This window comes from Magnetospira sp. QH-2, from assembly GCF_000968135.1.
Classification (GTDB): Bacteria; Pseudomonadota; Alphaproteobacteria; order Rhodospirillales; family Magnetospiraceae; genus Magnetospira.
Window position 1 is genome coordinate 1,892,625 of record NZ_FO538765.1, and the last position, 20,085, is coordinate 1,912,709.

At 59.5% G+C, this 20,085-nt stretch carries 12 protein-coding genes; 8 read left to right on the forward strand and 4 right to left on the reverse strand.

The features are described 5' to 3' along the window. Nucleotides 1-100: 100 nt before the first annotated feature. From MGMAQ_RS08935 to MGMAQ_RS08945, 3 genes are all read left to right on the forward strand, one after another. Complete coding sequence (locus tag MGMAQ_RS08935) at nucleotides 101-982, forward strand: dienelactone hydrolase family protein (protein WP_046021267.1); 882 nt, start codon at nucleotides 101-103, stop codon at nucleotides 980-982. Nucleotides 983-1,119: 137 nt separating this feature from the next. Beyond that, entirely contained in the window at nucleotides 1,120-2,199 is a 1,080-nt protein-coding gene (locus MGMAQ_RS08940) for a BMP family protein (protein ID WP_052716273.1), read from the forward strand. Between the two features lie 7 nt (nucleotides 2,200-2,206). Beyond that, nucleotides 2,207-4,132, forward strand: a complete 1,926-nt coding sequence (locus MGMAQ_RS08945; RefSeq protein WP_158498824.1) for a SpoIIE family protein phosphatase — start codon at nucleotides 2,207-2,209, stop codon at nucleotides 4,130-4,132. On the opposite strand, the gene MGMAQ_RS20370 is transcribed toward MGMAQ_RS08945, so the two are convergent. Further along, complete coding sequence (locus MGMAQ_RS20370; RefSeq protein ID WP_082085573.1) at nucleotides 4,113-4,523, reverse strand: NUDIX hydrolase; 411 nt, start codon at nucleotides 4,521-4,523, stop codon at nucleotides 4,113-4,115. The genes MGMAQ_RS08945 and MGMAQ_RS20370 overlap by 20 nt on opposite strands. A gap of 100 nt (nucleotides 4,524-4,623) precedes the next feature. On the opposite strand from MGMAQ_RS20370, the gene MGMAQ_RS08955 reads away from it, so the two are divergent. The 3 genes from MGMAQ_RS08955 to MGMAQ_RS08965 all read left to right on the forward strand — a co-directional run bounded on the left by MGMAQ_RS08955 (nucleotide 4,624) and on the right by MGMAQ_RS08965 (nucleotide 6,580). After that, on the forward strand, nucleotides 4,624-5,019 hold the full coding sequence (locus tag MGMAQ_RS08955; protein WP_046021270.1) for a cyclic nucleotide-binding domain-containing protein: 396 nt from the start codon (nucleotides 4,624-4,626) through the stop codon (nucleotides 5,017-5,019). Between the two features lie 165 nt (nucleotides 5,020-5,184). Further along, a complete protein-coding gene (locus MGMAQ_RS08960) occupies nucleotides 5,185-5,979 on the forward strand; it encodes a DUF502 domain-containing protein (protein ID WP_065814686.1) in 795 nt (264 codons plus the stop codon). Then, on the forward strand, nucleotides 5,969-6,580 hold the full coding sequence (locus MGMAQ_RS08965; protein WP_046021271.1) for a LysE family translocator: 612 nt from the start codon (nucleotides 5,969-5,971) through the stop codon (nucleotides 6,578-6,580). The genes MGMAQ_RS08960 and MGMAQ_RS08965 overlap by 11 nt, the downstream gene beginning before the upstream one ends. On the opposite strand, the gene recG is transcribed toward MGMAQ_RS08965, so the two are convergent. Next, a complete protein-coding gene (gene recG, locus MGMAQ_RS08970) occupies nucleotides 6,577-8,658 on the reverse strand; it encodes an ATP-dependent DNA helicase RecG (protein WP_046021272.1) in 2,082 nt (693 codons plus the stop codon). The two genes, MGMAQ_RS08965 and recG, sit on opposite strands and share 4 nt — an antisense overlap. A gap of 82 nt (nucleotides 8,659-8,740) precedes the next feature. On the opposite strand from recG, the gene MGMAQ_RS20375 reads away from it, so the two are divergent. Together MGMAQ_RS20375 and mfd are read left to right on the forward strand one after the other, a co-directional pair. Then, on the forward strand, nucleotides 8,741-9,001 hold the full coding sequence (locus tag MGMAQ_RS20375; protein WP_252508705.1) for a succinate dehydrogenase assembly factor 2: 261 nt from the start codon (nucleotides 8,741-8,743) through the stop codon (nucleotides 8,999-9,001). Continuing rightward, nucleotides 8,998-12,468 (forward strand): transcription-repair coupling factor, encoded by a 3,471-nt coding sequence (mfd, locus tag MGMAQ_RS08980; protein ID WP_046021273.1) that lies wholly within the window; start codon nucleotides 8,998-9,000, stop codon nucleotides 12,466-12,468. The genes MGMAQ_RS20375 and mfd overlap by 4 nt, the downstream gene beginning before the upstream one ends. On the opposite strand, the gene MGMAQ_RS08985 is transcribed toward mfd, so the two are convergent. Further along, entirely contained in the window at nucleotides 12,465-13,151 is a 687-nt protein-coding gene (locus tag MGMAQ_RS08985) for a DsbA family oxidoreductase (protein WP_158498825.1), read from the reverse strand. The two genes, mfd and MGMAQ_RS08985, sit on opposite strands and share 4 nt — an antisense overlap. A gap of 245 nt (nucleotides 13,152-13,396) precedes the next feature. Further along, on the reverse strand, nucleotides 13,397-19,828 hold the full coding sequence (locus MGMAQ_RS21545; RefSeq protein WP_046021274.1) for a FecR domain-containing protein: 6,432 nt from the start codon (nucleotides 19,826-19,828) through the stop codon (nucleotides 13,397-13,399). Nucleotides 19,829-20,085 lie beyond the last annotated feature (257 nt).

Below are 20,085 nucleotides of genomic sequence, written 5' to 3' on the forward strand. Positions count from 1 at the left end.
GAAATTCCCAAATCCTCTCCCATATGTGATGAATCCCCGCCGGAATGGGCGGGGGCCGGAGTCTGACTCCACAGTTTCTGGATATCGACGGGAGATACCGATGGACCAGCAAGAAATCGATCCAAAAATTTATGATCTATATGACGAGTATTGCCATAGCCAGATGACCCGGCGGGAATTTCTGAGCCGCGCCTCGGCCATTGCCGTGATCGGAGGCACCGGGTTGGCCATGGCCGAGGCTCTGTTGCCCCATTATGCGGCGGCCCAGACCATTTCCTTCACCGACCAACGCATCAAGGCGCGATACGTGGAGTATGAGTCTCCTGGGGGAACATCCGGTAAGATGCGCGGCTATTTGGTTCAACCGAGCGGAGAAGGGCCTTTCCCTTCGGTGTTGGTGATCCATGAGAATCGCGGCCTCAACCCCCATATCGAGGATGTGGCGCGGCGGGCCGCGACGGAAGGGTTTTTGGCCTTGGCGCCCGATGGTCTCTCTCCCATCGGCGGCTATCCTGGCAATGACGATGACGGCAAGGTGATGCAGAAAACCTTGGACAAAGGAAAGCTGTTTACCGACATTCTGAATGGCGCCAAGTTCTTGAAAAAACACCCTCTATCCAATGGCAAACTGGGGGCTACCGGCTTTTGCTATGGCGGTGGCGTGGTCAATTCTCTGGCCGTGGAAATGGGCGCGGACTTGAATGCCGGGGTGCCTTTTTACGGACGGGCTCCCATGACATCGGATGTGGCCAAGATCCGCGCGCCCATGTTGGTCCATTATGCCGAGGACGACAAAAGGGTTAATGCCACGCGGGCTGACTACGAAGCCGCTCTTAAGGCCCATGGCGCGGATTACCAGATGCACAGCTATGAGGGCACGCGCCACGGGTTCCACAATAATTCGACCCCGCGCTATAACGAGGCGCAGGCCAAGCTGGCTTGGGAGCGTACGGTGGCCTTTTTCAAGCAGCACCTTTCTTAAACCAGATGCCGGGAGCGGCGGGATTCGTCGTTCCCGGTTTTTGTTGAATTTCACGTTTCCTTGATATCGAACGGTTTCCTCAACGGAAGGTTCGGCCTATTCTGCCTCCCGGTGCAAGAGCGGGGAAGGGGGCCGACGTGTTGCGTATTGGTGTTGTCGCGATCGGGCAGTTTGCTCCGCTGCTCATCTGGCTGCTTATTCTTGGCGGTGAAAGTCATGCCGCGCCGCCATTCAAACCAGCCATCTTGTTCGACACCAACGTTCTATTCGATGGTGGCTTTACCGAATCAGCTTATCGTGGCGCTAAATCCTTCACGGAAATCAAGGGAGTAGATGTTAAGACTTTCTCTCCTGGATTTCAGGATAAAAGCAATGACGACGTGGATTATCCACGGATTATACGGGACGCCCTGGCGGCCAAGCATTCGCCGCTCATTGGAGTCGGATACGGCTTCACGGATGAGTTTTCCAGAGTTGCTCCAAAATATCCCGAAACCAAGTTCATTCTTGTCGATGCTGTCATCGATGCCCCCAACGTGCAATCGATCATTTTCCGCGAGGAGCAGGGGTCCTATTTGGTCGGTGCGATGGCGGCCATGGCCTCCAAAACGGGCAAAATCGGTTTTGTTGGCGGACAGGATCTCGGGCTGATTCGAAATTTCGGTTGCGGGTATAGCCAAGGCGCTAATCGCGCCAATCCCAAAATAGAGATCATCACCGCCATGATTGGGGACGATGTGTCAGCCTTTGTGAATCCGCGTGCAGGGAAGGTTCTCGCGCAAAAGATCATCGCGGCCGGGGCCGATGTGATCTATCACGCCGCGGGGCTTTCCGGAAACGGGGTCATCGAAGCCGCGGCACAAGCCGGGGTGCTGGCCATTGGTGTTGATAGCAATCAGAACGCCCAGGCACCAGGCCATGTATTGACCTCCATGCTGAAACGCCTGGACGTTGCCATCTACCGGGCGCTATTGGACCTGGATGAAGGGCGCTGGTATCCAGGCACCCAACATCTGGGGCTGACCGAGGGAGCCATCGGTTGGTCCCTGGACGAAAACAACATCGAATTGGTGTCTCAGGACATGCAAGACCACGTGGAAAACCAAGCCTTCGAGATCATGACCAACCGTGTCCGTGTGGCAGTCTATGACGACGAGGAAGGTTGTCCAGTGGCCGATCCGGTGAAAGTCGATGATTGGGGGATCATTGATGACTGACGGGGCCATGAATGAAGAATCACGGCGCCGGGGCGTGGCCTTTTACCTGCGGGCCGGCTTGCTCGGCTTGAGCATTCTGTCCATTGCGACGCTTTTGGTTGCGTTGTTCTTTTTTTCGCGTATGAGCGGCAATCTCAGTCAGATTAGCCAAACCACCCTTCCCGTATTGGCGCTTTCACAGGACCTGACCCGCCAGACCAAATCCATCGAATCGACCGCCCGACGGATAGCCAACCTGCGCCAACCCTTTGAACTCCAATCCTTGAGTTTTCAGCTATCGGGGGACCTGGACCAACTGACTCAGACGGTGGCCAACCTGGATAAGGCTGGCATCGATGCGACCCGCCGGACTCGCATGACCCATCTGATCGGCGAGATCCGCCAGACGGTGGAGCGGTTGGATTCCCTGGTCGCACAGGTCATCAACGCCGAAGCCCGTTTCCGCCGTTATAGCGCCAGCCTTGTCACGCTGGCCCAGAGGGCCACCGGCCTGGATGCCTACTTGGAAAATGAGAGCATTCTGACCCTGGAACAGCGCCGACGGGTGACGGAGAAGCTGTATGGCACTTTGGAACATGCATTTGTTTCTCTTTCGACCACTGTGCCCGAGGAAATTATCCAGTCGAAGGTTGGATTTCTGTTTTCCGCTTCGGAATTCGAAATTCTCTTAAAGGAACTCAATTTAACCCTGTCCTCTGCAGTTTGGGAAATCCCAGAATTGCTGAAAAGCGTCAATGGGATGTTCATTGACCGACTCAGCCTCATGCGGGTTCAGATGCGGGTGCGCGGGGCCGCCAAGCGACTGGTGATCATCGAGAAAATGATTGCCCTGTCCACGGAGATTTCGCACGAACTGAGCGCCGAGGCCGAGGCTCAGGCTCAAGCCATGCAAGACCGGGCGGGAAACCTGACCCAAGTGATCGCACTGGTGGCCTTGCTTTCCCTGGTATTGGCCATTGCGATCAACCTATTCATCAACCGGCGCATCGTCCGGCGCATGAAGCGGCTGCAACAATCCATGCTGGCCCGTGTGGATGGCTCCGAAGCAGCCATTGATACCAGCGGGGCCGACGAAATCACCGATATGGCCAACAGCTTCAAGTTCTTTGTCGAGGAAGTCAAAGCGCGGGAGGCAAGTCTCCAGGTGCGCACCACCGAGCTACAGGGTGCGTACGACGTGATCGCCGATTCCATTCAGTACGCCAGTCGCATCCAACGTTCCATCCTACCCAACACCGAGATCCTGAATGACTGGTTCAGGGACCATTTTGTCCTTTGGGAGCCCCGGGATGTGGTCAGCGGTGATGTCTACTGGTGCGAGCCCTGGGGCGAGGGCCTGTTGGTCATGCTGGCCGATTGCACGGGCCATGGAGTCCCCGGGGCTTTTGTGACGCTCGTAGCCACGGGGGCCTTGGAGCGGGCTAAACTGGAGGTCCCCGAGGGCGATGCCAGCCTGTTGATCCAACGCATGAACCAGTTCGTCCAGCAAACCCTTGGCCAGGTGGAGCACTCGGGCGAATCCGATGATGGATTGGAATTGGGGGCCTGCTACATCACGCCGGGGGGCAAGGACCTGCATTTCGTCGGCGCCCGTTTCGATCTATTCGTCTGTAAAGATGGAACCATGGATGTGGTTCGGGGGATGAAACAGGGAATTGGTTATCGCGGCGTTCAATCCGACCAAACCTATGACAGTCATGTGATCTCTTTGAAGCAAGGCACGGAGGTTTTCCTGATTTCAGATGGGTTTTTCGATCAGGTGGGAGGCGAGCGCCGTCGTGGGTTCGGCAAGAAACGCCTCGTCGCTTTGCTTGAAGCGCAGCATGGGCAGCCTTCTGTGGATCAAAAAGAACGTCTTTACAAGATGTTCCTGGACTATCAGGGCGCCGAAGTGCGCCGCGACGACATCTCCATCATCGGGTTGCGCTGCTGAGACGCTCCGCTCCCGCTTTGATGACCCGTCGGACATCTTCGCTCAGGCCCAATGTGGCCCATTGGGACGGCTCCGCCCAAATCAGGTCCGCAGCGTCACTGCCCGCTCGGGCACGACCGGAAAGCCAACGGGCGGCCATTTCCGTTACAACGAAATGATGGTCGTCGGCGATCAAGTCCACCACATCAATCAGGCACACAAGATCAATTTCGATCCCCGTTTCTTCACGGACTTCGCGCACGGCGGCTTCCGCAACGGTTTCGCCCCATTTCTGTCGCCCGCCTGGGAGGGTCCACTGCCCGACATGTGGCGCCTGACCTCGCTGAACCAATAGGACCCGGTCGTCCTTCCATACGACAACGCCGACGGCAGAGGTAGGGGCAGGGGGCATGAAGTCTTCACCAGGAATGCGGAAAAATTGAAATTCTTGTCGTATCATGCAGATAATGGAATGGCGTGACCAGGGATCTATTGGCCGGGAATAAAAGCTCATGCGCGGAGAAGTGCTCGACCGAAAAGTGGTCTATGACCAGGAACTGGTGTTCAGGGAAGGGGACAAGGGTGACCGCGCCTATATCCTCCAGGAAGGCAAGATTTCCATTCTCAAGCGTCTTGGCGAGAAGGAAGTCGACGAGAATGGCGAGGAAGTGGAAGTCCCCAGCCTGATCGGTGAAATCAATCCCGGCGGCGTGTTTGGCGAAATGGCTTTGGTGGATGACCAGCCCCGCATGGCCACAGCTCGTTCAGAGGGGTCTTCGACATTGGTCGTAATACCGCGCCGCACCTTTATGGAAAAGCTCTCCAAGGCCGATCCGTTCATCAAAACCCTAATGGGAATCTTCGTGCGCAGCATCCGCACTCTCAGCAATGAGAAGGCAAAAGACTGAATTTTAGGCATTTTCACTGTAAATACCCGCCATTATCCCGCCATGCTTTACGTTTAGGCATTGACCTATGGGCCGCGATACCGGCAAATGATGCGGTTGCGAAGGGATGAAGGCATGAGCAGCGAGACCACGGAACCCCAGAGTAAAAAAACGAGCCCTATTCAAATGAGCTTGGCCAAGCGCCTGCGGGCCTATCTGCTTGCCGGTATCCTGGTCACGGCGCCGATCTCCATTACCGTATACTTGGCCTATTTGTTCATCAATTTCGTCGATGAGCGGGTCGGCACGCTGATCCCAGATAAATACAATCCCGAGACCTATCTGCCGTTTGGCCTGCCGGGACTGGGCTTGATCGTTATCGTCGTCGTCCTGATCTTCATCGGTGCCTTTACGGCGGGCGTGGTCGGTCGGTTGTTTCTCAAATTCTCCGAGAACCTGTTAGCCCGCATGCCTGTGGTGCGCACCATCTATGGCGCCACCAAGCAGATCCTCGAAACCGTATTGGCGCAGAGTTCACAGGCCTTCCGCGAGGCGGTGCTGGTGGAATATCCGCGCCGGGGGATTTGGGCCGTGGCCTTCATTACTGGCCGCACCGAGGGTGAAGTGCAGAACCTCACCGAAGAGGAATGCGTCAATATCTTCCTGCCCACCACGCCCAACCCGACATCCGGTTTTCTGTTATTCGTGCCCAAGACCGATCTCATCCCGTTGAATATGTCGGTGGAGGAGGCCATCAAGATGGTCATTTCCGGCGGCATTGTCACGCCGCCGGATCGGCGGTCGGCGGAACAACAGGCCAAGCCCCTGACCTCGGCCAAGGTTTACGAGGACGTGGATACGTTGCGCGAGCATGAGAATGCCCCCGTCCTGGTCTCCAAACGGTCCGTGGCGCCGACGCATGAACCGGGCACCGCCGCGACGCCGGTCAAAAAGACAGACTTGGAAAGCAATGAGTCCTGAATTCCTGATTACCTCGTTGGTAGTGGTCTTAGCCCCTGGAACCGGGGTTCTCTATACCCTGGCCGTGGGCCTGGGACGCGGCTCGAAACCCAGTATCGCGGCGGCATTTGGCTGTACCATCGGGATCGTGCCGCATCTACTGGCCGCTGTGCTCGGGCTGGCGGCGCTGCTGCATGCCAGCGCGGTGCTGTTTCAGATCGTGAAGATCGCCGGGGTGCTCTACCTGCTCTATTTGGCCTGGCTGACCTTGCGGGAGAAGGGCGGGCTTTTGGTCGAACGGGAGACCCGGGCGCGGTCCTATGGCGATATCGCCATCAAAGGCACTCTGATCAATATTCTGAACCCCAAACTATCGTTGTTTTTCTTCGCTTTCCTGCCCCAGTTCGTGAGCCCGGGCACGGCGACGCCGACCATGGAAATGATCGGCCTGGGATTGGTGTTTATGGCCATGACTTTTGCCGTGTTCGTGGTCTACGGCCTGTTGGCGTCAACGGTCAGAGAGCGGGTGATCGGCAACGCCCGGGTGATGGCCTGGCTACGCTATGGCTTTGCCGGCTGCTTCGCCGCCCTGGGCGCGAAGTTGGCCTTGGCGGACCGCTAACCCGACCGCAGAAACCGTACCGCCGCGTCGCGCTCGAACAGATAAAGCAGGGTACGCAGATTCTGGCCGCGTTCGTTCTTCAGGTCCGGATCCCGATCAATAATCAATTGCGCATCGTCGCGCGCCGCTGCCAGCAGGTCCCCATGGACCGATAGGTCGGCCAGCTTGAATTCCGGCAGGCCGCTCTGCCGGGTTCCCAATAGCTCCCCGGCACCGCGCAGCTTCAAGTCTTCCTCGGCGATGCGGAATCCGTCCTCGGTCTCGCGCATGACTTCCAACCGTTTGCGGGCAGTCTCGCTCAGGGGCGGGGCATACAGCAAGAGGCAGGAAGACTCCCGCTCGCCGCGCCCGATACGGCCCCGGAGCTGATGCAATTGCGCCAGGCCGAAGCGTTCCGCATGTTCGATGACCATGACCGTCGCCTCGGGCACGTCCACCCCCACTTCGATTACCGTGGTGGCGACCAGCACCGACAGCTCCCCCGAGGCAAAGGCGGCCATGACCCGGTCTTTCTCGGTACCCTTCATACGGCCATGGACCAGACCGACCCGGTCGCCCAGCACTTCCTTGAGATGCTCGTGGCGGGCCTCGGCGGCGGCGGCATCGGTGGTTTCCGATTCTTCCACCAATGGACAGACCCAGTAGATCCGGGCGCCAGAGTCCATGGCGCGACGAATCCCCGCCACCACCTCTTCGAGACGGGAATTGGGCAGAACACGCGTGCTCACCGCCTTGCGACCCGGCGGCTTTTCATCCAGCCGCGACACATCCATATCCCCATAGGCGGTTAGCATGAGGGTGCGGGGGATCGGCGTGGCGGTCATGACCAGCACATCCACCGCCCGCCCCTTGGCGGCCAGGGTCAGGCGCTGATGGACGCCGAAGCGGTGTTGCTCGTCAATGATGGCCATGCCGAGATCTTTGAACGCCACATCGTCTTGAAAGAGCGCATGGGTGCCAATGGCCAGGGGGATGGATCCGTCAGCTAGGGAATCGAGAATGGCTTGGCGTTTCTTGCCTTTTTCACGCCCGGTCAGAAGCACCACCGGAAGCCCCAGGGCTTCCGCCAGAGGCGTGATGGTTTTGATGTGCTGGCGGGCGAGAATCTCCGTTGGCGCCATGAGGGCGGCCTGGGAGCCGCATTCCACCGCATTGAGCATGGCGGCCAGGGCGACCACCGTCTTGCCGCTGCCCACGTCCCCCTGCAACAGCCGCAGCATGCGCGAGTCTGAGGCCATGTCGGCGGCAATCTCCTGGCCCGAGCGTTGCTGCGCGCCGGTCAGATCGAAGGGCAGGGCATCAATCAGCTTGTTGCGCAGGGACCCGTCGCCGTTGATGGACCGGCCGCTCAGCCGACGCATGTTCAATCGAACCAGGGCCAGAGCCAGTTGATTGGCCAGGAGCTCGTCATAGGCCAGTCGTCGACGCACCGGCGTGAGGGGTTCGAGATCCTGGGCCTCCTCGGGCGCGTGGGCCTGTCCCAGGGCGGTCCGCCAATCGGGCCAGCCTTCCCGGGTCCGGAAGGCGGCATCCTGCCATTCCGGCAGGTCCGGGGCCATGGCGATGGCGCCTTCGATGCCATGGCGCAAGCGTTTGAGGGTCAGCCCTGCGGTCAGCGGATAGACCGGCTCGACGATGCGCACCTTGTGGGCGTCTTCCGGTGGCACCATGTGGTCCGGGTGGGGCATTTGAATGTCGTTGCCGAACACCTCGACTTTTCCACTGACCAAGCGGGTCGTGCCTTCGGGCAATTGCCGCTTCAGGTAGTCCCCGTGGGCATGGAAGAACACCAGGGTCAGGGTGCCCGTGTCATCGGAACAGAACACCTTGTAAGGCAGCTTGGGGCGTGGCGGCGGGATATGGTGATCCACCGTGACGGTCAGGGTGGCGATGGCTCCCGGCGGCGCCTCGGCGACCTTGGGCGAGAACCGCCGATCCACCAACCCGCTGGGCAAATGCCATAGCAGGTCCGCCAGATGGGGCCCTGCCAGGCCCTCGATCAGCTTGGCAATGCGCGGCCCGACGCCATCCAGGGCGGTCAGGGGCTTGAACAAGGGAAACAGGATCTCGGGGCGCATGGCGTTTTCGGTGGCTGACAGGAACGGTGCTTACCGTTATATCCTAGGGCCAACCACTCGGACAGTACACGGAACCTTTGCCTTGGATCCTCGCCGCAAACGATTGCTCTTTCGCGCCAACCATATGGGCATGCAGGAAACCGACCTGTTGCTTGGCGGTTTTGCCAATGCCTTCATGGCCGACATGAGCGAGACTCTGGTCGATCAATTCGAGGCGCTTCTGAAAGAAGGGGACAACGATCTGCTGAACTGGATCACCGGCAAGCAAGAGCCTCCGGCGGCCCTGGACAATGATCTGATGAAACGCCTGCGGGCCTTTAAAGACAATAACCTGAAGCCTTGATACACCTCGATTCCCTTTTTCAACTGACCGGGCGTCTGCAGCTGGGCGGCGCCCCCGAAGGCTTTGACGGCCTGCTGTTGTCGCGTCTGGCCGACAAGCATGGTCCGCTGCTGTTCATTGCCCGCGACGAGGCCCATATGGCGCGCATGGCCGATTCCTTGGCCTTTTTTGCCCCCGACATCCCGTGTTTGCAGATGCCCGCTTGGGATTGCCTGCCCTATGACCGGGTGTCGCCCAAGGGCGAGGTGGTGGCCCGCCGACTGGCCACTCTGACCGCCCTGGCCCAGAACACCGGAAAGGTAGGCGTGGTGCTGGCGACGGTCTCCTCGGCGACCCAGAAGCTGCCGCCGCGCGCCGTCTTCGCCGCCTGTTCCCTGACCGCCAAGCCGGGGGACGATCTGCCCCTGGACAAGCTGACCGGATTTTTGGAGCGTAACGGATATCACCGCACCGGAACGGTGATGGAGGCCGGGGAATATGCCGTGCGCGGGGGGATTGTCGATCTGTTCCCGCCGGGGCTGAACGCGCCATTAAGGCTGGACTTTTTCGGCGATGAGTTGGAGAAGATCCGCGCCTTCGACCCAGTCAACCAGACCAGCATCGGCTTGGTGGACAGCCTGACGCTGCAGCCCGTTGGCGAAGTGGTGTTCGATGAGGAATCCATCGCCCGCTTCCGCACCGGCTATCGGGATCTGTTTGGGGCCGAGGGCACGCGGGATCTGTTGTACGAGGAAATTTCCGCCGGACGCCGGGCCGACGGCTTCGAGCATTGGCTGCCTTTGTTTCATGAGGGCATGGAAACCCTGTTCGACTATTTGGGCGACTGGCCGTTGGTGCTGGACCATCAGCTGGATGAAGCGGTAGAAGCGCGGGCGGAACAAATCCGCGAGCATTATCAAGCCCGTCTGGATGCCTTGAGTATAGAAGGCCTGGCGGCGGGGCCCGCCTACAGACCGTTGCCTCCGGAAAGACTCTATATTGACGAGGACACTTGGCGGGATCTACTAGTAGATGGGAGGGCGGTTCAGTTCTCACCCTTTGATCTGCCCGATGGTCTGGGCACCGGGTCGGCCGATGGGCGCATGGGCCGGGATTTTGGCGATGTGCGCTCGCGTCCGGGGGAGAATGTTTTTGACGCCCTGGCTGAACACCTAAAGGACCTGAAGAAGGAAAAGCGGCGGATTTTATTGGTTGCTTTGACCGAAGGGGCAGGGGAGCGCCTGCTCCATGTGCTGGCCGATCACGGGATCGAGGGATTCGCCAAGGGACGCGGCTGGGCCTCGTTCCTGAATGGGAAAGACGGCAATCTGGTCATCGAGGTGGCCGGCTTCGAGCGCGGCTTCACCGGCAAGGGTTTTGCCGTCATCACCGAACAGGACATTCTCGGCGATCGATTGGTGCGTCCGGCCCGCAAGACCCGTATTCGGGCGGAAAACTTTATTTCCGAAGCGTCGACGCTGAGTGAAACAGACCTGGTTGTCCATCTTGAGCATGGAATCGGGCGCTACGAAGGCCTGGAAACCATCGACGTGGCCGGGGCGGCGCATGACTGCTTGCGGGTGATCTATGATGGCGGCGACAAGCTGTTCGTTCCAGTGGAAAACATTGAAACTCTGTCCCGTTACGGATCCGAAACGGATGGTGTTCAGCTAGACAAGCTGGGCGGTGTGGGCTGGCAGGCGCGCAAATCCAAGCTCAAGAAGCGCATCCGTGACATGGCCGACAAGCTGATCGAGATCGCCGCCCAGCGGGCCTTGAAATCCGCCGAGCCCTTTAGTCTCCCCGAAGGTTTGTACGACGAGTTTTGTTCCGGTTTCCCCTATGTGGAAACCGACGACCAATTGCGGGCCATCCATGACACCATCGAGGACCTGGGTCGTGGCCGCCCCATGGATCGGCTGGTCTGTGGCGATGTTGGCTTCGGCAAGACCGAAGTGGCTTTGCGCACGGCCTTTGCCACGGCCATGGCGGGCAAGCAGGTGGCGGTGGTGGTGCCGACGACATTGCTCAGTCGGCAGCACTACAAGTCCTTCACCGAACGGTTCAAGGATCTGCCGGTGCGGGTGCGGCAATTGTCCCGCCTGGTGACCGCGAAAGAGTCCAAGGAAACCAAGGCCGGGCTCGCCGATGGGACCGTCGATATCGTTGTTGGTACTCACTCTGTATTTGTGAAAGGCAACACATTCAAGGACTTGGGTCTATTGGTCATCGACGAGGAACAGCACTTCGGGGTCAAGCACAAGGAGCGTTTGAAACAGCTCAAGTCCGATGTGCATGTGCTGACCCTGACCGCCACGCCGATCCCGCGAACCCTGCAACTGGCCCTGACCGGGGTGCGGGAGCTGAGCCTGATCGCCACGCCGCCGGTGGATCGCTTGGCCGTGCGCACCTTCGTTACGCCGGAAGACCCTGTGGTGCTGCGCGAGGCGATCCTGCGCGAACATTATCGCGGCGGCCAGACTTTCTATGTCTGTCCACGGATCGAGGATCTGGGCCGCGAGCAGGAACGTTTGCACAGCCTTGTTCCCGATATACGGGTGGCCGTGGCCCATGGACGCATGACGCCGACGGATTTGGACGCCACCATGACCGCCTTCACCGATGGCGAATACGATCTTTTGCTCTGTACCAACATCGTCGAGAGCGGCTTGGACCTGCCGCGGGTCAACACCATCATCCTGCATCGCGCCGACCGCTTCGGTCTGGCTCAATTGTATCAGTTGCGGGGCCGTGTCGGTCGTTCAAAAAAGCGCGCCTATGCCTATTTGACTCTGCCGCCGGGTCGGAAATTGACAGCCGGAGCGCAGAAAAGACTGGAAGTCATGCAGACTTTGGACACTCTGGGCGCCGGATTCACCTTGGCCAGCCACGATTTGGACATTCGCGGCGCCGGAAACCTGTTGGGCGAGGAACAGTCTGGACATATCAAGGAAGTGGGCATCGAACTCTATCAGCACCTGCTTGAAGAGGCCGTGGCCGAGGCCAAGGGGCTCGGTCTGGCCGACATGGAACGCGATTGGAGCCCGCAATTGAACTTAGGCATCCCGGTTCTGATTCCCGATACCTATGTGGCGGACCTGGGGGTACGGATGGGACTCTATCGCCGCCTGGCTACTTTGGACACTCGGGATGCCGTGGAGGGATTCGCGGCGGAGTTGTTGGATCGCTTCGGCCCCTTGCCGTCGGAAGCGGAAAACCTGTTGCAGACGGTGGTCATTAAACAGCTTTGCAAACAGGCCCATGTGGCCAAGGTGGATACCGGGCCCAAGGGGGCGGTATTGACCTTCCACGAAAACAGCTTTCCCAATCCGGCCGGGCTGGTGGCCTTCATTACCAAGCAGACCGGCACCGCCAAGCTACGCCCGGATCACAAGATGGTTTATCGGCGCAATTGGCCCCAGGGTGACCATCGGGTGATTGGAGTGCGGCGGTTGATGATCGGTCTGGCGGAAGTGGCTGCGGGTTAATCGTCCCGGAGCAGGGTTTGGCCCGCCAATTCCTTGGCCACATCAATCAAACGCAACAGAACCTGGGGCTCATGGGCTCCGGACAGGGCAGGGCCGCCTTCGAACAGGTAGGTTGGGACCCCATTGATACCTTGACGATGGGCCCAGGCATTGTCAGTCAATACCTGCTCGACACCATTCAATCCTTCAAGGTATCCCTGCACCATTTCTGAATCGTAACCATTTTCGGCGGCGATATCGATAAGGGTCCAAGGGTCACCGATATCGCGGCCATCAACGAAATGGGCCTCGTAAAGGGCGTCGACGATCTGTTCTTGTCGTCCCAAATCCGCCGACAATCGAATCAGCCGATGGGAATTGAGACTGTTGGGGACCTTCTCGACCCGCTCGAAATTGAACGGGATCTCTTCGGCCCGGCCCACGTCCTCGATCGCATCCAGAATGCGTCCGATGCGCTGTTCATTGCCAAAACGCCGGGACATATAGGTGACCTGATCAACGCCTTCGTCGGGCATGTTGGGATTGAGCAGAAAGGAACGGGTCCGCACCCGGATATCCAATCCCGGTCGCTGGGCCACAGCCTTTTGCAGCCTTCTGCGCCCGATATAGCACCAAGGACAGATGGTATCGACCACCAGATCAATATGCAGGGTCGGCAAGGGTGATTGGGACTGGATGGTCACGAATGCGCATGTCCTTATATGGGGCGGAGCCATGGAGACTAAACCACGTCGGGTTTGAGTCCAATTGGGTCGCGCCTGTCCAGCGGGTCCGATGGGTCCCGACACGCGCCAGGATAGTCCTCTGGATCGTTTCTGCCAATGGGCAGGGGGGGGCGAATCCGATCAAACGCGACGGGATCGAGGGCCGAATAGATACAAAAACGGCGACCTTTCGAGGCCGCCGTTTTCGGTCCATTGGGGTGGGATCAGTTGAGCGGAATCTCTCCGTCTCGTTGGCCCGCTCCCATGTTCCCCGTGCCGAAGCTTTCTGCGGCCGCCTGGTCCTCGAAATTGATGGTTGCCACCTGGGAGTAGGAATTCGAGCTGGAGCCTCCCTGTGCATAGTAGAGGTGACCTGTCTGATCGTCGCCGGTGCCTTCGGAGTAGAACACGAACACCGACTGCCCATCGCTCAAGGGAAGCTCATCAACGAAGCTGCCGATGGTTCCCTGATAGGCCACACCGTCACTGGTCATGTTGAAGAAGGTACCGTTGATCATCGGACCTGAACTACCGCTATCGCCATAGCCGAAGCTGGTATAGCCCCAGAACATCGGACCGTCGAAACCGTGGAAATAGAAGGAATCGTCGGCACCGAAATCGAGGATGGTATCGCCGCCTTCGTCCACGATGTTATCGAACAGGTACTTGAACACGTCCGCTCCAGCCCCACCGTCCAAAACATCGGCGCCCTGGCCGCCCATCAGGGTATCGGCCCCGGCACCGCCGAGCAGAAGATCATTACCACTGCTGCCGGTGAGGAAATTATCCAGATCGTCGCCACTGAACAGGTCGTAATCGCCGTCATCGAAGCTCAGGGTTTCGACGTTGGTGATCACATCGCTGCCATCGGCTCCGACCACCGAAACCACATCGCTGCTTTCCACGGAGTAGGCGATGTTGTCGATGGCGCCATAGTAGGCATCCGGACCGAACTGAATGACGAACCCGGAGTTCGAGGTCATATTGATATCCACATGGCTTGCATAAGCCGGGTCGACCCCGACGGTGGTGAGTGTGGACCAATCCCCGGTATCCAGATCCTGGATCTGCACCGTGATGTCGAGGGTACCCGAACCCCAGTTGCCCAGGTCGAAGCCGTCCAGAGTGATCGCGCCACCCAGCTGGGATTCCAGCGTGATCTGGCCCACGGTTTCGTTGTTGTCGTAGTCCCCGAAGGCCACGTCCACAAGATCACTGTATCCGGTGCTCCAGTAGTACATGGTGTCGTAGGATTGGGTGCCATCCACCGACAGGGAGCGGTAGGTCACATCGACGAGGGCGCTGTCTCCGTAGGATTGTGGAATGACATCCCAGTCGGCGGTACCACCGGTGCTGAAGTCGAGCACGGTTTCTTCCCGCACCGCCGCGAACTGATAATCAGCGATGGTGCCCGAGAATAGGGCGGTATCGTCGCCGTCGCCGCCATCAAGGACGTCGTCGTTCGCTCCACCGTCGATCAGGTCATCCCCGGCACCGCCGGTAAGGATGTCATTGCCCGAGCCACCGGACAGGCTGACGCCGTCCACATCGGCCAGCAAGGTGATGGTGTCATCGCCGTCGCCGCCGTCGATGAGGATCTCGTTGACCGCTTGATCCGCCGTATCGGTATTGGTCGGGTCGCCGGTCACGGTCAAGGTGCCGTTGACGGTGATGGTGTCGTCCCCATCCTCGCCCATCACCTTGATATCGTCGGAGGCGGTAAAGGAACCGGCCATGGCGATGGTATCGTCGCCGGAACCCGCTTCGATGCGGATATCCTCGTCGTCGTTGCCTTCGTCGTTAAGACCGTTGGTGCCGTCGATGGCGCTGAAGGTACCATTGAGGGAGATGGTGTCATCACCGGCACCGCCAAGCACTTCAATGTCGTCGTGGGCCGCGACCGTGCCGCCGACCAGGATCGTGTCATCATTGTCGCCGCCGGAGAATTCCACGTCGTCGTCGGCGGTGATGGTAGCGTCCACGGTCAGGATATTCTGGCCGGTGCCGCCTTCGCCCACGCCCCAACCGGTGTCGATGACCACGTCGTCGGTCAGCGCGGTCAGGGAGCCCGTCACGTTGATGATGTTCTCGCCCTGGCCGCCGTCGATGCTCACGTCCTCGTAGGCGGTGATGGTGGCGTCAACGGTCATGGTGTCGTTATCGTACCCACCATCGATATCCACGTCATCGTCTTCACTGACGATGGTTCCGGACACCGTCATGATGTCATCGCCATATCCGCCTTCGATCTCCACGTCGTAGGTCTGGGCGGTGATGGTGCCGGAGACGCTCATGGTGTCGTCTCCATCTCCGCCTTCGATGTCCACTTCGTCATAGGCGGTGATGGTCGCGTTCACATCCAAGGTGTCGTCGCCGTCGTCGCCATAGATTTCCACGTCAGCGCCGGTGGAGGTCAGGGTGCCGCTGACGGTCAAGCTGTCATCGCCCGAATCGCCCTCTATTTCCAAGTCATCCGCGGCGGTCAGCGTGCCGCTGACGGTCAGTGTGTCGTTGTCGTAGCCGCCCTGGACCTCGATATCATCGTCTACGGAGGTCAGGGTCCCGGCCACGGTGATGATGTCGTCGCCGTCATCGCCCCAGATCTCCACATCGTCGTAGGCGGTGAGGGTGGCGTCGGCGCTGACGGTGATGGTGTCATCGCCATCGTCACCGTAGATTTCCACATAGTCCCACTGGGAGGTCACGGACCCGAAGATATCAATGGTGTCGTTGCCCGCGTTCCCCTCGATGTAGACATCGTAGTAGGCGAACAACTCGGCGCCACTCTGGATGGTGATGGCGTCGTTGTCGGCAAATGCGCCCTCGCCTTCGCCGTAATAGGCTCCACCCCAGATTTCCATGTAGCCATACTCGGCTCTCAGGGTGCCGCCTATGGTGATGCTGTCATTGCCAAAGCCACCGCCGATCTCGATATCCTCGTAGACCGAAATGTCGCCGCTGACGGTCAGGGTGTCGTTGCCGCCGGCATACTCGTCACCGATGAAGGACCATTCATCAAAGGGAATCTCCTGGCCTTCGCCATAGTCATAACCGAAATCCCCGTAGTCGTATCCGAACTCACCGTAGTCGTAACCCCCTTCCCCGTAGTCATAGCCCCCTTCGCCAAAGCTATAATCGAAGTAGCTGAGCAAATCGCCGAAGTCCTCGGTCATGGAACCGTCGCCGTACATGAACAGCATATTGCCGTCGCTGTTGGTCGCGTTAACGGTCAGGGTGTCGTTGCCCAGGCCACCCAGCATGGCGTCCTGGCCATCGCCGATCAGGGTGTCGTTGCCGATCCCGCCGTGCATCAGGTCGGCGCCCGCGCCGCCATCGAGGTAGTCATCGCCGCCGACGCTGTCGCCAGTGCCAAAGTCAGTGACTTGGAACAGATAGTCCGACCCGTCAGGAATGGCGTACTGCGGGTAGTCGGCGAGCTTCATGTAGTAGGTTCCCGCCTCGCTGAAGGTATGGACCAGCCAGCTGTCATAGCTGTCCACGGACCCCGGATCGAGCGGCGAACTGTCGTCGTCGGAATTGATTTGGTTGCCGCTGGCGTCGTAGAGGTAGAGGTAGGGATCGAAATCGTCCGAATTTCCGTTCAAGTCCGTATCGTCATAGCCGAAATCCATGTCGAACAGCATGGTGGTTCCGGCCTCATCGACAGTGAAGCTGTACCAATCGTAGGTCCCGTCACCGGTGCCATAGATTGATGCATGGGCATAGAGTGCCGACCCCTGAACCAACGGGTCGGCGGCATTGACGAAGGTGCCGTCGATGTTCTGTGCGGTCTCCAGGCTGTCGTTGCCGCCAACCTCGAAGCCCGTCGGGGTACCGGATTCGTCGATATCGAGCCATTCGCCCGGCTGCGGATTGATGGAGGAGCCGCTGATTTCGTCGCCATCGCCGATCAGCAGGTCCATGGCGGCACCGCCGGTCAGGACATCATCGCCGCCCAGGCCAACGATCAGGTCCATGCCCCCGTAACCGTCGATGACATCATCACCACTGGTGCCCACAAGGAAGTCATCTCCCTCGGTTCCGGAAAGCTCCGAGAAGGGGATGGCGCCCACGTCGCCAACTGCGTATGTCGTTTCATCGCCTTCGAACGTGAAAAACTCCACGCCGGTTACAAGGTCGGAGCTGGATTCGTCCAGCTTGTTGACCTGGAAGCTACCGTCTTCGGTCATGCGAATTTCGTAGTCGGACAATTGACCGGCGAACACCGCCGTATCGGTGCCCGCGCCACCGTCGATCTCATTGCTGCCGGTGCCGCCGGAAAGCACGTCATTGCCGGTGCCGCCCAGGATCACGTCGTCCCCGGCCTCGCCGTCGATGATATCATTGCCAGCCCGGCCATTGAGGTTGTCCTCGTTGTTGGTGCCGATAAGAATATCGTCACCGCCGGTTCCGGTGCGGCCCGCGACCTCGGCTATGGCCATGGGATCGGCGAGCAACGACAGGTCTACGCTGGATGCGCCGCTGGAGACGTCCTGAATGGTCTGGGACAATTCGTCCTGGATATAGGCCGAGGTCGCGGCCAGGCTATTCAGGAAGGCATCGGAGTCGTCGGAAAAGTTGATATTTTCAATGGCTTGGTTGGCGCCCGCCAGAACGCCGCCCACGGCTTGTGCTTCCGCGGAGGAAATGGTCACGCCAGCCCCGGCGGCCGCATCGCTGACCAAAGAGGTCATATTGCCGGAATTGATCAGATCCAAAATGCCGCCATCGGTCAAGCCGGTGAGGGACTCGAAGGCCTGACTCAAGGCGTCGGCTTGGCTCACGCCCTTACCCTGTAGGGCACCGGCGACCTGATTGACCATATTGGCGACCATCACCGACTGGCGCATCAATTCCACGTCCTCCGCTTCGGCTAGGGCCTGCGGATCGGCGTCGAGCAGGTCATAGCCTGTCAGCCCCAGGCTGTTGGCCACGTTGGCCTGTGCCGTCGCCAGATCAACCCCGCTCTCCACCTGAATTTGAATCAGCGTGGTCAGAGGCGTAATGACCGGAGTCGCCACACCTTCCACCATGGGGGCCTTCAAAACCCCCATAAAAGCCAGACCGGTTTGGGTATCGGTGCCGCCGGAGGTGGTCAGGACGCCTTCTTGCGTTGTTGAAAGCGAATAATTGCCCGAGGAATCCGTGGAGGAATCCGTGTAGGTGTAATCTTCGCCCGCGTCCCAAACACCGTTCAGGTTGACGTCCACGAACACCAGGGCATCGGCCAAGTAGCCGTCGACCACTTGTCCGGTAAAGACCGTCGCTTCCGGAATGGGGGTGTCGTCAATGGTGGGGAGGTCTTCGTTGTCGCCCTCGGTCGTGGTGACGTCACCATCACCATCATCTTCATCGTCCGTGTCCTCGGTGGTGCCACCACCACCACCGCCATCATCATTACCCTGAATCTGATTGATGATATCGAGCAGAATTTCATCGCCACTGCGGCTACCGAACAGGTCTCCGCCCTGACCGCCGTCTTCTTCACCGCCCGAGGCGGTATCGAACTCATCGAGGCCTTCACCCAGGCCCAGTTCGTCTTCGATGTTGACGTCATAGCCGAGGTTCTCCTCGACTTCCTGGAGCGCTGCTTCCAATTCGGCTTCAGCCTGTTCGGCCTCGGCCTCCAGCTCGGCGGCCTTGGCTTCGTCGCCGTTCTCGCGGGCTTCCTGCGCCTTGGTGCGGATGTCCTGCAACCGGTCCATCACGTCCAGGGCCTTCTCTTCCAGGGTGCGCGGAAGGATGGTGCTCACCTGGGTGACGATGTTCTGAATTTGCGCAGAGTCCATCTGGAACGAGGTCGGCGTCGCCGAGGCCGACGGCGTCCAGTTCCAGCCGCCGCCCAGGTTGTTGATGGTGCCCAGGGTGTCGCCGGAGGGGCTCATCAGCACGATCTCGCCCACCGTCTCGCCGCGCAGGGTGCTCTCCGGCAGGTTCACTGCTTGAATGGAGTCGCCATCGGTTTCCAGGAATACCTTGGTGCCGCGAATGCCGATGGTGGCCACCGGGGTGTTCACCACCATGGCATCCTGGCCAAACTTGGCGATCTGGCCCGACACGAAGGTCGCGGCGCCGGTCAGAAGGGCAAAGGAGGCCGAGCCTTCCTGGCTGCCCGGGTCATAGACCATCTCGTCGAGCACCATGCGGCCACCTTCGCCCAGCGAGAATACCGAATTGTCCGCCAGAATGACGCCCACCGCGCCGTCGGAAGCGGTTTCAAGAATGTCGCCCTGGTAAACGGAATCGCCCTTGGCAAGCGTTTCCTTGGTGCCGTCCGCATGGGTCACGGTCACCGTGCCGGTGGTGGTGTCCACCTGGCCGATGGGGGCCATGCCCTCCATGGCGGCGATTTCACTCTGCGCCACCTGGCCCGGAGCCAGCGGTCCGGCCAGCTTGCTGGCCACGCTGCCGGTGATGACCGCGCCGTCGGCGGTCGCCAGATCCGGCGCCTCGTCCTGGGCGAAATAGTCCACCAGAACCACCTTGTCACCGTTGCTGCCGGTCATGATCAGGTCCGAGCCCTCGCGGTCGTATTCCGCCGTGGCCATGCCAAATTCCGTCGGCAGAACAACCTGTTCGGTGCCCGCGTCGACCGTTGCGGTAAAGGCGCTCCCGTTGCCCGAAGTGCCGCCGAAGTCCATGTCCAAGGTTTTCATATGACTAATTCCGATCCCATGCCAAGTGGTTTGTCTACCGGTTGCCAAGGGACCTGTGTCCCAGGGCGCTTTCCTGAATTCATCGAAAGTCTATCAAAATCTGCCGTGGTCACGAAGTGATCAAGATCACAGGAAGGTCATTCTATTGGCTCTCGCGACTGCGGAAATCCTGGATAGACCCACCTTTACCATACCACTTCGCCAGGTGTGACTCATCCACCAAAGGGTGGAATCCACCTTTTGGTGGTGGAGTTTGA